The sequence below is a fragment of the Photobacterium sp. TY1-4 genome, assembly GCF_025398175.1.
Lineage (GTDB): Bacteria > Pseudomonadota > Gammaproteobacteria > Enterobacterales > Vibrionaceae > Photobacterium.
Genome location: NZ_CP099734.1, coordinates 1,099,621 through 1,112,970, shown reverse-complemented (window position 1 = coordinate 1,112,970; position 13,350 = coordinate 1,099,621). Strand labels below are relative to the sequence as shown.

Sequence of the window (13,350 nt, the reverse complement as noted above, 5' to 3'; positions counted from 1 at the left end):
GCCCCATCATCATGAAGTAAGGAAGAGAGACCATGGACGCAACAATTTATACGCTGGCTGACAAGCTGTACCAGCAGCAGCCACTGACCCAGACCGAAAGCCAGACCTTGTTCGATGCCATCATTAAAGGTGATGTCGAGCCCATCTTGCTGTCAGCCATTCTGACCGCATTGAAAATCAAAGGGGAAACCCCGGCCGAGATCGCCGGAGCGGCCAAGGCCCTGCTGGCCAACGCCAATCCGTTTCCCCGCCCGGACTATGATTTTGCCGATATCGTCGGCACCGGCGGCGACGGCCATAACACCATCAATATTTCCACCACCGCCGCCTTTGTGGCCGCGGCCTGCGGGGTCAAAGTCGCCAAGCACGGCAACCGTGGGGTGTCGAGCAAATCCGGCTCTTCCGATCTACTCGACAAGTTCGGAATTAACCTGGCGATGGACGCTGACCAGACCCGCGCCGCCCTGGACGATCTCGGCGTTTGCTTTCTGTTCGCGCCCCAGTATCACGGCGGTGTCCGCCATGCGATGCCGGTGCGCCAGTGCCTGAAAACCCGCACCATCTTCAACCTGCTCGGCCCGTTGATTAACCCGGCTCGGCCCAACATCGAGCTGATGGGCGTCTATGACCAAGCGCTGGTCCGCCCCATTGCGGAAACCATGGCGACCATGGGCATGAAGCGAGCCGCCGTCGTTCACGGCAGCGGATTGGATGAAGTCGCGATCCACGCCCCGACCACCGTGGCTGAAATCATTGATGGCGACATCCGGGAATACACCCTGACCCCGGAAGATTTTGGTGTTGCAAGCTACGATCTGGAAGCCATCAAAGGCGGCGAGCCGGAAGAAAACCGGGCGATCATCACCCAGATCCTGACCGGGAAAGGCACCCCGGCCCAACGGGCGGCCGTAGCGGTGAATGTCGCGCTACTGCTGCGCCTGTTCGGTCAGGAAGATCTCAAAGCCAATACCCGGCAGGCGCTGGATGTCATGCAATCGGGCAAGGCCTATACTCTGGTCGAACAACTGGCAGCAAGAGGTTAATCATGGAAACCGTACTCGCAAAAATTGTCGCGGACAAAAAACAATGGGTCGCCGCACGAAAAGTGCAGCAACCACTGGACAGCTTTATCGACCAGTTGCAACCGAGCGATCGTGACTTTTACACCGCTCTGTCCGGCGAACAGAGCGCCTTTATTCTGGAATGTAAAAAGGCATCCCCCTCAAAAGGGCTGATCCGCGAAGACTTCGACCTCGACTACATCGCCGGAGTTTACAACCGCTATGCCAGCGCCATTTCCGTCTTAACCGACGAGAAATACTTCCAGGGCAATTTTAATTTTCTGCCCCGCGTGCGAAGCCAGGTCAGCCAGCCGGTGCTGTGCAAAGACTTTATGATTGACCCGTACCAGGTTTACCTCGCTCGTCATTACCAGGCCGATGCGATCCTGTTGATGCTGTCGGTTCTCGATGACGACCAGTACCGCGAACTGGCCGAGGTTGCCGACCAGCTCAACCTGGGGATCCTGACCGAAGTCAGCAACGACGCCGAACTGACGCGAGCCATTGCGCTCAAGGCCCGAGTGGTCGGGATCAATAACCGCGACCTGCGGGATTTGAGTATCGATCTCGACCGAACCAAAAGCCTCGCGCCGCGACTGCCGGAAGACACCATTGTGATTTCCGAATCCGGGATCTACACCCACCAACAGGTGCGTGAGCTGGCCCCGTATGCCAACGGCTTTTTGATCGGCAGCTCACTGATGTCCGAAGACAACCTGGAGCTGGCGGTGCGCAGCGTCCTCTTGGGAGAAAACAAGGTCTGCGGCCTGACCCATGCCGATGACGCCGCAGCAGCCTACCAAAGCGGTGCAGTCTTCGGCGGCCTGATTTTTGTCTCCGGCTCTCCGCGTCAGGTGGATATCGAACAGGCACGGATGATCATGAGCGGTGCACCGCTCAAGTATGTCGGGGTGTTCCGCAATGCCGACCCGGATGCCGTCACCAAAGCAGCCAAAACCCTGTCGCTGGCAGCAGTACAGTTGCACGGCGACGAAACCCCGGCATACGTTCAAAGCCTGAGGGCACAACTACCGACTGACTGTGAAGTCTGGAAAGCCCACGGCATCGCTGACACCTTGCCGGATCTCAGACAGTGGAATGCTGACCGCCACCTGCTCGACAGCAAAGTCGGCAACCAGTCCGGCGGTACCGGAGTTGCTTTCGACTGGCGCCTGATCCCCGATGAGCAAAAGCAAATCACCATGCTGGCCGGCGGGCTGAACCCCGACAACGTTTGCGAAGCGGCGCACCTGGGCTGCAAAGGACTGGACTTAAACTCCGGTGTTGAAAGCGCCCCCGGCAAGAAAGATCCTGAAAAGTTAAAAGCGGCCTTTGCGGCAATCAGAAAATATTAAGGACAGATGTAATGAGTAAACTTAATGCCTATTTTGGCGAATTCGGCGGTCAGTATGTGCCGCAAATTCTGGTCCCGGCACTGGACCAGCTGGAAGCCGCTTTTGTCGATGCCCAGCAGGATCCGAGTTTTCAGCAGGAGTTTCTCGAGCTGCTGCAGGAATATGCCGGTCGTCCGACGGCGCTAACCCTGTGCCGTAACCTGACCAAGGGCACCAAAACCAAACTGTTTCTCAAGCGTGAAGATCTGCTCCACGGCGGTGCCCACAAAACCAACCAGGTACTGGGTCAGGCTTTGCTGGCCAAGCGTATGGGGAAAGATGAGATTATCGCCGAAACCGGTGCCGGACAGCACGGCGTCGCAACCGCCCTGGCCTGTGCCCTGCTGGGCCTGAAATGCCGGGTTTACATGGGTGCCAAAGACGTCGAGCGCCAGAGCCCGAACGTCTTCCGAATGAAACTGATGGGCGCCGAAGTGATCCCGGTTCACTCCGGCTCCGCGACCCTCAAAGATGCCTGTAACGAGGCGATGCGGGACTGGTCAGCCACCTACGACAAGGCCCACTACCTGCTGGGCACGGCCGCCGGGCCGCACCCGTTCCCGACCATTGTCCGTGAATTCCAGCGCATCATCGGCGAAGAAACCAAAGCCCAGATCCTGGAAAAAGAAGGTCGTCTGCCGGATGCCGTGATCGCCTGTGTCGGCGGCGGCTCCAATGCCATCGGCATGTTTGCCGACTTCATCGACAACCCGGAAGTGGGACTGATCGGCGTCGAGCCGGCCGGGAAAGGGCTGGACACCAACATGCACGGCGCGCCACTCAAGCACGGCAAACTGGGGATTTTCTTCGGCATGAAAGCGCCGCTGATGCAGGATGAGCACGGTCAGGTCGAAGAGTCCTATTCCGTCTCTGCAGGACTCGATTTCCCGTCGGTCGGGCCGCAACACGCCCACCTCAATGCTACGGGCCGTGCCGAGTACGGCTCGGTCACTGATGATGAGGCACTGGATGCGTTCCAGGAACTGGCCCGCAGCGAAGGGATCATCCCGGCGCTGGAATCCGCCCATGCCCTGGCCTATGCCCTGAAGCTGATCCGACAAACCCCGGATAAAGAGCAGCTGCTGGTGGTCAACCTGTCCGGCCGCGGTGACAAAGACATTTTTACGGTACATGCGATTTTAGAAGGAAAGGGAGCGCTGTAATGGATCGGTATCAAGCACTATTTGAACGCCTGGAAACACAACAGGAAGGCGCGTTTGTTCCCTTCGTGACCATCGGGGATCCAACCCCGGAGCAATCCCTGAAGGTGATTGAAACCCTGATTGAGGCCGGAGCCGACGCCCTGGAGCTGGGGATCCCCTTCTCCGATCCGCTGGCAGACGGCCCGACCATTCAGGGCGCCACCATTCGCGCCCTGGATGCCGGAACCACTCCGGCCGTCTGTTTCGACCTGCTGGCTAAAATTCGCGCCAATCACCCGGACGTACCGATTGGCCTGCTGATGTACGCCAACCTGGTGTTTGCGGCGGGGATCGACCGTTTCTATCAGCAGTGTGCCGAGGCGGGTGTGGACTCCGTCCTGATTGCCGATGTCCCGGTCGGCGCCTCGGCTGAATTTCGCGAGGCGGCGCTAAAGCACGGTATTCACCCGATTTTCATCGCCCCGCCCAATGCCGATGCAGCCACACTCAAAACGGTCTCGGAGCTCAGCGGCGGTTATACTTACCTGCTGTCCCGCGCCGGGGTGACCGGCACGGAAACCCAGGCCGGCATGCCGGTCGATCACCTGCTCGAAAGCCTGCGGACCTACAACGCGCCACCGGCGCTGCTGGGCTTCGGGATTTCCAAACCCGAACAGGTCTCGGCGGCTATCCAAGCCGGGGCAGCCGGAGCGATTTCCGGCTCTGCCGTGGTGAAAGTGATTGAAAACCATCTGGACAACCCGCAGGAAATGCTGAGCCAGATGCATCACTTTATCCGGGAGATGAAAGCTGCGACCCGGCTCAGTTAACCCATTCGCCTCGGCGATGCCGGGGGCCTGACCGGATAAACAGACAAACCATGCAAGCCGCATTCACCTGCGGCTTTTTTCTGCCCGCAGATCCGGCGGCGGCACCATCATCCTCGCTCTCTTGACCGCCCGAAAAAACTGTCTATTTTTCGGTCGAAAAAGCCGACTGAATACGGATGAGATCAAAGATCTCCCCCCGCCCTCGCCTTAAAGTAGCCGGTGACAAAGTCGCCGGAATCAGCCAGTTATTCCGGCGTGCTATGCCATGAGATAAAAATATCGAAAGGAATGATTGAACAAACGAAAAATTGCGTGTAAAAACACATCTTCAAAAATATTGGGTTAACATTTACAACAATTACAACACTTAACCCTAACCGAACTAACAAGCACAACAGAGGTATCTAAAGGTGTTAAAAGAAAAAGGACTGTTCAGCAATATCGGCGTCCAGGTCGTCATTGCCATGTGTGTCGGGACGCTGGTCGGGGCCATGATGGGCCACTCAGCCAGCATGTTTGCACCGCTGGGCAGCATTTTTATCCACTTGATTAAAATGCTGGTGATCCCACTGGTCGCCGTCGCCATTATCTCCGGTGCCGCGGGTCTGGGCAGCAGTCAGTCGGCCGGGAAAGTCGGCTTTGCCACCCTGGGCTTTTTCGGCTTCACATCAGCCGTGGCGGTTGCACTGGCCCTATTCATGGGCGAAGTCTTCCAACCGGGTGTCGGGGTAGACCTGACCGGGGTTGAAGGCATGTTCTCCAACGCCTATGCGGACAAAGGGGACCTGCCGTCATTCTGGGCAACGGTGCTGGGCATGATCCCGACCAACGTCTTCCAGTCTCTGAATGAAGCGAATATCCTGCAAATTCTGGTGTTCTGTCTGTTCTTTGGTATCGCTTTATCCAAACTTGAAAAAGATCGTCGCGACCCGCTGATCAATGGTGTCAATGCCATTGTCGATGCCATGGTGTGGATGATCAACGTGGTGATGAAAATCGCCCCGCTGGGTGTCTTCGGTCTGATGGCCGATGCCGTCGGTACCTTCGGTTTCAGCGCCCTGATGGTGGTCTTCAAGCTGTTTGTGGTCTATGTTGGCGCTATTCTGATCTACGGCTTTATCTTCTACCCGCTGATGCTCAAACTGTTCAGCAACACTTCGCCGATCAAGTTCCTGTCGGTGATGAAGAAGCCGCAAGCCGTCGCCCTGTCGACCGCATCATCCATGGCCACCCTGCCGGTCACCATGGAAGTGTGTGAAGACGAACTGAACGTGAAAAACTCCACCGCTTCTTTTGTCCTGCCGCTGGGCGCGACCATCAACATGAGCGGCAATGCGATCTACTACGGCCTGGTTGCGATCTTCTTTGCCCAGATGTTCAATGTCGATCTGAGCATGGGCGCTTACATCGCGATCATCATTACCTCGACCCTGGGCGCTGTCGGCCAGGCCGGGGTGCCGGGTCCGTCATTCCTGGTGGTTGCCGTACTGCTGTCTGCCGGGATCCCGATCGAAGGCCTGCCGCTGCTGTTCGCCCTGGACCGTATCTTCGACATGATCCGGACCGCGCTGAACATCACCGGTGACGCCGCCTGTGCCGTGATCATCAATGACACCATTGATAAAGCCACTGAGCAACCGGCCGAGAAGGTTTCGAACGCCTAACCCGCTGGCGGTCAGTGATCTGTTTGGCTGCGGCTTTGTCCGCAGCCTTTTTCGTTGCAAGGCCCAGTGATACCCATCGCAGTAAAGAAAGGGTCATCCTAGCTTGGTAAAATGCGCGATAACTGCGTTAGAATTTTTGCTTGTAGAATAACTACTGATCTACAAACTCTGCCCTGTTCTCAACCATTTTTCCTGCGCTATTTCTGCTCACTTACTGACTTTGATGGGGATTACCCCTTGCCAGCCGCGGTGATATTGCCCACCATAGGGCACCCAAACCTGTTCCCAACCAATAGTAAACCCGAACCATGACCACAGAAAACCATGTTCCTCGCGGACAACTGCTGCTCCGCACCCTTGCCATGCCGGCCGATACCAATGCCAACGGCGATATCTTCGGCGGTTGGATCATGTCCCAGCTCGATTTAGCCGGTGCGATCCTGGCCAAAGAAATTTCCGGCGGCCGTGTCGTCACCGTCTCCGTGGAAAGCATTGCGTTCAAAGCGCCGGTCAGTGTCGGCGATGTTGTCTGCTGCTACGGCGAGTGTACCCGCATCGGGAACACTTCTATGAGCGTCGGCCTGGAAGTCTGGGTCAAACCGGTTGCGGTCGACGGCATCGGCGAGCGATACCGGGTCTGTGAAGCGACTTTCAATTATGTCGCGATCAACAGCGAAGGTCGTCCGCGCCCGATCCAGAAAGCGTAAGCTTGAGCGCACAATGAGCCCCCGCCACTGGCTGGGGCTTTTTTTTTACTTTAAGATAACCACCAACCCGATAGATGTCTGTATCTCACTGAAACAGCTTCAACTTCATTTTTCACAGGGAGAATTCCTAAGATGTGGTATGTCATTTTTTCTCAGGACGTCGAGAACAGCCTGGAACGCCGCCTGAGCGTACGTGAAAAACACCTGGCCCGCCTGAAAGATCTGCAAGAACAAGGCCGCCTGTTGGTTGCCGGCCCGATGCCTGCGATTGACAGCGACAACCCGGGCGAAGCCGGTTTCACCGGTTCAACCGTCATTGCTGAATTCAACTCGCTGGAAGACGCCAAAACCTGGGCCGATGCCGATCCGTACATCGACGCCGGAGTCTACGAGAAAGTGATCGTCAAGCCGTTCAAAAAAGTGCTGCCGTAACCGCACTCACTCTTGAGATGACTGATGTTTAAAAAGATTTTTGCCTCAATCGCCATCCTGCTGCTGGCGGGCTGTGCCTCCAACCAGGATGATGTTGCCAAAGCGCTGGCCAAGAGCCGGGCGACGGCGATTAACAACAAGGCGCCGTACAACAGCATTGGCCAGTACCAGGTCATGAAGGCCCAGGCACGGGAAAAAACCGTCGAGCTGACCATTCTCTATGGCGGCGGCGGTAAAGTGCCGCCATCCGTCGCGGCCAAGAAAGCTGCAGCCAGTTACTGCAGCAATGAAGAGCTCACGCCGCTGTTTGCAGAGGGAGTGAGCTATCGCATTCTGATCATGGATATGCGGGGCCGGACCATGGTCGAACAACCGGTGTATACCGAGTATTGCCAGTCACTGACCAAATAGCCGTCTTATCGGCATAATGAACCCCAAAAACCGCCGGCATTGCCAGGCGGTTTTTTTATCCGTGCCCTATTGTGCTTCGCCGTATGCCTGGCCATGCGCCTGATCGCGCGTAAAACGCAGCACCTTAAGTCCCCCTTCCGGCTCAATATCGCGAAACTCAGGTGGATTTTCCAGACGCTCGACAAATGTCAGCTCCGGCGCTTCTGCAGCCATGCCGTCAATCAGGAAGCGGGAGGAAACAGCCGGATCATTGACGCAGGCAAGTACCTGGCCCTGCTCAGTCAACAGCTCCGGCAACCGGCGCAAAATTTTCTGATAATCCTTGGTCAGGGCAAAACTGCCTTTCTGGAACGATGGCGGATCGATAATGATCAGATCATACGGCCCCAGCTTGCGCACCTTGCCCCAGGATTTGAACAACTCATGGCCGAGAAAGCTCACCTGGCTCAAATCATGTTGGTTGAGGTGATGGTTCTCCCGCCCGCGGCTCAGGGCGGATTTGGCCATATCCAGGTTCACCACATGGGTCGCGCCACCGGCAATGGCCGCCACCGAAAACCCGCAGGTGTAGGCGAACAGGTTCAGCACCCGCTTCCCTTCCCCGTGGCGTTTAACCCAGTCCCGACCCAAACGCATATCCAGGAACAGACCATTATTTTGTTTGCGGCCCAAATCCAGTTTGAACGCCAGCCCGTTTTCAACCACCTGCTGATATTCCTGATGCTCGCCCCACAGGACGTCCATCGGCGCGCCCGGACGATCCCGGTGTTGCAGCAGCAGCGACACAGCCCCGCTCTTTTGCCACACCGGCGTGTTGGTCAATGCCGTCAGTTGGCCAGTCAGCGCCGTCAGAAAAGCCTCATCCGGCTCCTTAAAGAGGGACACCAAGACCTGACCGGACAGCCAGTCAACCGTCAGTTGCTCCAGTCCCGGCCAGCAACGGCCACGGCCATGAAAGAGCCGCCGGACTTCTGTTGGTGGTGTTGTCAGTTGATTGAGCAGGTGTTGTTCCAGCGTCGCGAGCGCACTTAGTTCCATAATTGATCAGGCTTAGTGAAAGAAGGGCGTTATTTTATACCGAAGCCAGCGTGAAATGCTCGTCTGGGAAGGACATTTAGGCAAGAAACGTTATGAAGGATGCCCACCCAATCAGCGAGGGATGACGGTGGGCCGTTCTGGTGTAACTCAGGCGGTGATTCAGGCGACGAGCTTAAACTGCTCTTCCGCCTGACGATGGGTGGCCAACACCACATATTCGGCATGGACGCGCGCCTGCTGCTGGCGTTTGACGCGGAACGTCATTTTTTGCCGGCTGCGCCGCAAGGATGCCAGCCCCCAGAATCGCGAAATCGATTTTTTCTTTTTCAGTCTCAGGCGGTGCGATGCGGAGCGGGTCAGGCGCATGATGTTCCTCAGTCTAGGTGAAATCCCAGGACGCCATTTTATGTGATCTGCCTCTGGAAAATAACCGACATTGGCTGAATTACAACCACTTAGCACCAATTATTTCAAGTTATACCTATTTCTGTGGATCAATAGGTTGTTTTGCAGTCAGTTCCTCGGGTTGCAGTGTCCTAGGATTTCAGCGCCACTTTCGGCCAGCTTAAAGTCCAGGGCGCTGACCATGCCAGGAGTGCCGACTGCACTTCAGGCGACTGCCACAATGTCCCCGGTGTTGGCGGGCAGATGAACTGGCGCGGCGTTCCCTGATAAGTAAACCGCAGCGCATAGGCATGAAGATAGCCGCGATCGGCCGCCTCGTTGCCATAAATGTCATCGCCGGTGATCCCGGAGCCAACACTGCGCAGCACCACCCGGATCTGATGGGTCTTGCCGGTATACGGCTTACACAGGAACAAACGACGCCCCTCTCCCGCCGCGGTCGAAAAGAACTGCGTTACCGCCGGATTGGTTTTGCTGCTCTCCAGTTTCCAACTGCTGCGCCGGGAGCGGGTCATATCGCCCATCACCACGCCCTGCTTTTTCTTCGGTTTTTTGCTGCCAATTGCCAGATAGAATTTCTCCACCCGGCGCTCGGCAAAACAGGCCGACAGTTCAGATGCCGCCTGACGGTGCCGCCCCAGCAGCAATAATCCGGAAGTCATCTTGTCCAAACGGTGGATCAGATACAGTTGTTGATCCCCAGTCTGCGCCGCGACGGCAGCCAGCAGCGGCTGTTCGTTATCATCTTTATGCACACTCACCCCCGGGTGCTTATTGATAACCAAAAAATCAGGATCTTGATAAACCAGGGTGAACATGCCCAACCACCATCACGAAATAAAAACAGGGGGCGCAGTATAAACGCTTCCTCACGCGATGGCAGCTCTTGTGTGGTACCCGGATCAAAAAGCCGCCTATAGGACATCCCCACAGGCGGCTTGAAACGGGCTTGCGATGAAGTTTCGCGCGGCCGAGCTTTCTGAAATCGGTACAGGACCTAGGCGAAGAACACCATCAGCATCAGGATGGGGCACACCACCCGGACATACCAGGGCCAGATTTTCCAGAACAGGCCCTGCTCCAGCTCAGGATACCCTTCGCGGATCTCCTGCAGCACTTTGTCACGCTTCCAGACCCACCCCACCAGCAGGGCGAACATCATCCCCAGGATCGGCTGGGCGTATTCCGTGGTCAGGGAAATCACCAACCCGAACAACTCACCGAAGTTAAACACGATCAGGGCTGAGAACAGGGTGATCAAGCCGCCGATCCACCACACCGCAACTTTCCGATCTTGTTTGAGCTCTTCCGTGGCACATGACACCGGGACTTCGAGCATCGAAATTGACGACGTCAGTGCGGCAATCACCATCAGGACAAAAAAGAGCACCCCGATAAACAGTCCGGCTCCGCCCATGGTCTCAAACATCGCCGGCAGCACACTGAACACCAGGGTATCGGAAGACAGCAGCGCGCCGGTCTCACTGTAGATTTCCACGCCGTTATGCTGGGCAACGAACATGGCCGGCAGGATCAGCAACCCCGCAATAAAGGCCACTGAGGTATCCAGCAGTGCCACCTGAGCAGCCGTTTTCGGCAAATTCACATCTTTCTGGATATAAGAGCCGTACACCATCATGGAGCAAACGCCCAATGACAAGGAGAAGAAGGCCTGCCCCATGGCACTGACCACCAGCTTCGGGCTGAAATGGGACGGATCCGGCACCAGGAACATCTTCAGGCCGTCCATTGCCCCCGGCTGGGTCAGGATATAACCGACCATCACCACAAACAGCACCAGCAGGACCGGCATCAGCCGGGTCGACCAGCGCTCGATCCCGTTCGCAACACCGTTGCGCACCACTAAAATGGTCAACAGCATAAAGCCGATCATCAGCACCAGATTCCGGCTGGCACTGAACGATTCCAGCCAGTCAGCCGCCTGCGTCATGCCGATCGCATCCAGCACCGGTCCCACCAGAAAGCCGAACAACCAGCCGGCCACAATGGCGTAAAAACTGAGGATCATCGACACCGCAATCATCCCGGCAATCCCCATCAGCGTGGCGATCCCCCGTTGCTGCGGCCAGACCGCCCGCAGCGATTTAATCGGGTTGGCATTGCCGTATCGACCAATCGTCAGCTCGGCCACCAGCAAGGGATAGGCCAGGGCAAACACCATGATCAGATAAACGAATAAAAACACCGCTCCGCCGTTACTGGCCGCCTGTGTCGGAAAGCCCCAAATATTCCCGAGCCCGACCGCAGAGCCGGCTGCTGCCAGAATAAAACCGAGACGTGAACTGAAATGCGCTCTTGATCCACTTGCCATACCGCTTCTCTTTTGCTTAAACAATCGTCGTTCTTGTTGTTTCAATAAGTTGTGTTGCCAATAGTGTAAAATATTTTGTACAGATTAGAAGTATCTGTCACACCCTCAATATTGGCAAGTAAATCAGTAAAAGAATAAAATGTCAGGACCGCAGTATAAATTTTTGATCTATCACTAACCTTTTCCTGTCTTTGCCGTTTTTTTGAGCAAATAAGCGTCATTTTTGACCGTTTTATACGGAACAGGCATTTCGTCATCCCCTTCAACCGCACCATTTGGCAATTCCACTGGCATTCTGGCCGATTCAATGCAAAATAAGCTTCATATGAACTCCAAATTTGGCTGATAAAACACTTACATGGAACAATTTTACCAAGCACTCGCGTTGGCTGGTGTCCTCCTCTACTGGCTGGCGGTCGCTGCGGTCACACTGCGGATCGTGTTTAAGCGCCGGGTAGTCGGTGTCTCACTGGCCTGGCTGATGATCATTTACATCATCCCGATTGGCGGGGTCATCGCCTATTTGTTGTTTGGTGAGCTGAACCTGGGAAAAAAGCGCGCCGAGCGAGCCCGGGAAATGTTCCAGCCTTTTGGGGTTTGGTTCCGCAGCCTGAATGATTGTCCCGGCCACCAGCCCCAATCCATCAGCACCCACGCAAGCCCGATCAGCGAACTGTGCGAAAACCGCCTGGGGATCCCGGCTCTTTCCGGCAATACCCTAAGCCTGCAAAACAGTCCCAAGCAGATCCTGCGCTCGCTGGTCGAAGACATCAATCAGGCCCGGGACGCCGTCCAGCTGGAATTCTACATCTGGCATCCGGGCGGCTTGGCCGATGAAGTGGCGACGGCGCTCATCATGGCGGCCAAACGCGGGGTCTCCGTGCGGTTGCTGCTTGATTCCGCCGGCAGTATGCGATTTTTCCGGAGCTACTGGCCCAAGCTGATGCGTCAGGCCGGAATTGAAGTGGTCGAGGCGCTGGCCGTGTCGCCGCTTCGGATGTTCCTCCGTCGGCTCGATTTGCGCCAGCACCGCAAAATCATTGTGATCGACAACCAGATCGCCTACACCGGCTCGATGAATCTGGTCGATCCCGAGTATTTCAAAACCGATGCCGGCGTCGGCCAATGGATTGATGTGATGGTCCGGGTCACCGGTCCGGCCGTTGCCGTCCTGAGCGGCATTCAGGCCTGGGATTGGGAAGTGGAAACCGGCCAGCGTTATTTGCCGCCCCTGCCTCAGTGTTCGCCGAATCTGCCGGACCATGATTCGGACATGATCCAGGTGATCCCGTCCGGTCCGGGGATGCCAGACGAAATCATCCACCAGGCGCTGTTGCTCAGTATCTATCAGGCGCGCCACAGCATTGTGATCACTACGCCTTATTTTATTCCGAGCGAGCACTTGCACCATGCGCTGATCAGTGCCAGCCAGCGGGGCGTTGATGTCCATATTGTGATCCCGGACAAGAACGATTCAATCATGGTGGAATGGGCCAGCCGCTCATTTTTTACCGAGCTGCTCTCCGCCGGGGTTCACATTCACCGCTTCCATGGCGGCCTGCTGCACACCAAGTCCGTGGTGATTGATGCTAGCCACTGCCTGATCGGTACGGTCAACCTCGATATGCGCAGCCTGCGGCTGAACTTTGAGGTCACCCTGACCATTGATAACCCGGCCTTTACCCGTCAGCTCAGCCAGCTTCAGCAGGACTATATTCAGGACTCAAGCTATATGCGGCTCAAGGAATGGGAAAAACGCCCGGTGTTCCAGAAACTACTCGAGCAATTTTTCTATATGTTCAGCCCGCTGCTCTGACGGCACCGCGTGGCTGAGCAAGAGAAAAAATTTTCCACTAAAGTTGGCGCATTTTAGCTCAAAAAAAGCTAATCAAATGCGTCAACCCACCCAGAAAATGACGAGCCCTTCATGAAAA

13 protein-coding genes are annotated in these 13,350 nt (G+C 56.2%); 9 read left to right on the top strand and 4 right to left on the bottom strand.

The genetic code is table 11. The features are described 5' to 3' along the window. Positions 1–32 precede the first annotated feature (32 nt). From trpD to NH461_RS05365, 8 genes are all read left to right on the top strand, one after another. A complete protein-coding gene (gene trpD, locus NH461_RS05400) occupies positions 33–1,043 on the top strand; it encodes an anthranilate phosphoribosyltransferase (RefSeq protein WP_410000094.1) in 1,011 nt (336 codons plus the stop codon). Positions 1,044–1,045: 2 nt separating this feature from the next. After that, complete coding sequence (gene trpCF / locus NH461_RS05395) at positions 1,046–2,416, top strand: bifunctional indole-3-glycerol-phosphate synthase TrpC/phosphoribosylanthranilate isomerase TrpF (RefSeq protein ID WP_261602229.1); 1,371 nt, start codon at positions 1,046–1,048, stop codon at positions 2,414–2,416. An 11-nt stretch (positions 2,417–2,427) separates the two neighbouring features. Continuing rightward, positions 2,428–3,618 (top strand): tryptophan synthase subunit beta, encoded by a 1,191-nt coding sequence (trpB, locus tag NH461_RS05390; protein WP_261602228.1) that lies wholly within the window; start codon positions 2,428–2,430, stop codon positions 3,616–3,618. Then, positions 3,618–4,427 carry a tryptophan synthase subunit alpha gene (trpA, locus tag NH461_RS05385; RefSeq protein ID WP_261602227.1) on the top strand — a complete coding sequence of 270 codons (810 nt, stop codon included), beginning with the start codon at positions 3,618–3,620 and terminating at the stop codon, positions 4,425–4,427. Before trpB ends, trpA begins: the two co-directional genes overlap by 1 nt. Positions 4,428–4,837: 410 nt before the next feature. Continuing rightward, complete coding sequence (locus NH461_RS05380) at positions 4,838–6,091, top strand: dicarboxylate/amino acid:cation symporter (RefSeq protein WP_261602226.1); 1,254 nt, start codon at positions 4,838–4,840, stop codon at positions 6,089–6,091. A 308-nt stretch (positions 6,092–6,399) separates the two neighbouring features. After that, positions 6,400–6,798 carry an acyl-CoA thioester hydrolase YciA gene (gene yciA, locus NH461_RS05375; RefSeq protein ID WP_261602225.1) on the top strand — a complete coding sequence of 133 codons (399 nt, stop codon included), beginning with the start codon at positions 6,400–6,402 and terminating at the stop codon, positions 6,796–6,798. 132 nt (positions 6,799–6,930) lie between these two features. After that, positions 6,931–7,230, top strand: coding sequence for a YciI family protein (locus NH461_RS05370; protein WP_261602224.1), 300 nt, complete (start codon positions 6,931–6,933; stop codon positions 7,228–7,230). Between the two features lie 24 nt (positions 7,231–7,254). Beyond that, positions 7,255–7,641 carry a GspS/AspS pilotin family protein gene (locus tag NH461_RS05365; RefSeq protein ID WP_261602223.1) on the top strand — a complete coding sequence of 129 codons (387 nt, stop codon included), beginning with the start codon at positions 7,255–7,257 and terminating at the stop codon, positions 7,639–7,641. A gap of 66 nt (positions 7,642–7,707) precedes the next feature. Here NH461_RS05365 and NH461_RS05360 read toward each other — a convergent pair whose 3' ends face one another. The 4 genes from NH461_RS05360 to NH461_RS05345 all read right to left on the bottom strand — a co-directional run bounded on the left by NH461_RS05360 (position 7,708) and on the right by NH461_RS05345 (position 11,416). Then, the gene (locus NH461_RS05360) at positions 7,708–8,679 is read right to left on the bottom strand and encodes a class I SAM-dependent methyltransferase (protein ID WP_261602222.1); all 972 of its coding nucleotides are present in this window, start codon (positions 8,677–8,679) and stop codon (positions 7,708–7,710) included. 159 nt (positions 8,680–8,838) lie between these two features. Continuing rightward, the gene (locus tag NH461_RS05355; protein WP_261602221.1) at positions 8,839–9,045 is read right to left on the bottom strand and encodes a hypothetical protein; all 207 of its coding nucleotides are present in this window, start codon (positions 9,043–9,045) and stop codon (positions 8,839–8,841) included. 170 nt (positions 9,046–9,215) lie between these two features. Continuing rightward, positions 9,216–9,902: a TIGR01621 family pseudouridine synthase gene (locus NH461_RS05350; RefSeq protein WP_261602220.1), complete on the bottom strand. Its 687-nt coding sequence runs from the start codon at positions 9,900–9,902 to the stop codon at positions 9,216–9,218. A 179-nt stretch (positions 9,903–10,081) separates the two neighbouring features. Continuing rightward, positions 10,082–11,416: a sodium-dependent transporter gene (locus tag NH461_RS05345; RefSeq protein WP_261602219.1), complete on the bottom strand. Its 1,335-nt coding sequence runs from the start codon at positions 11,414–11,416 to the stop codon at positions 10,082–10,084. 358 nt (positions 11,417–11,774) lie between these two features. Between NH461_RS05345 and cls the strand changes: the two genes are divergently transcribed. Beyond that, positions 11,775–13,232 (top strand): cardiolipin synthase, encoded by a 1,458-nt coding sequence (cls, locus tag NH461_RS05340; RefSeq protein ID WP_261602218.1) that lies wholly within the window; start codon positions 11,775–11,777, stop codon positions 13,230–13,232. The last annotated feature ends 118 nt before the right edge of the window (positions 13,233–13,350 follow it).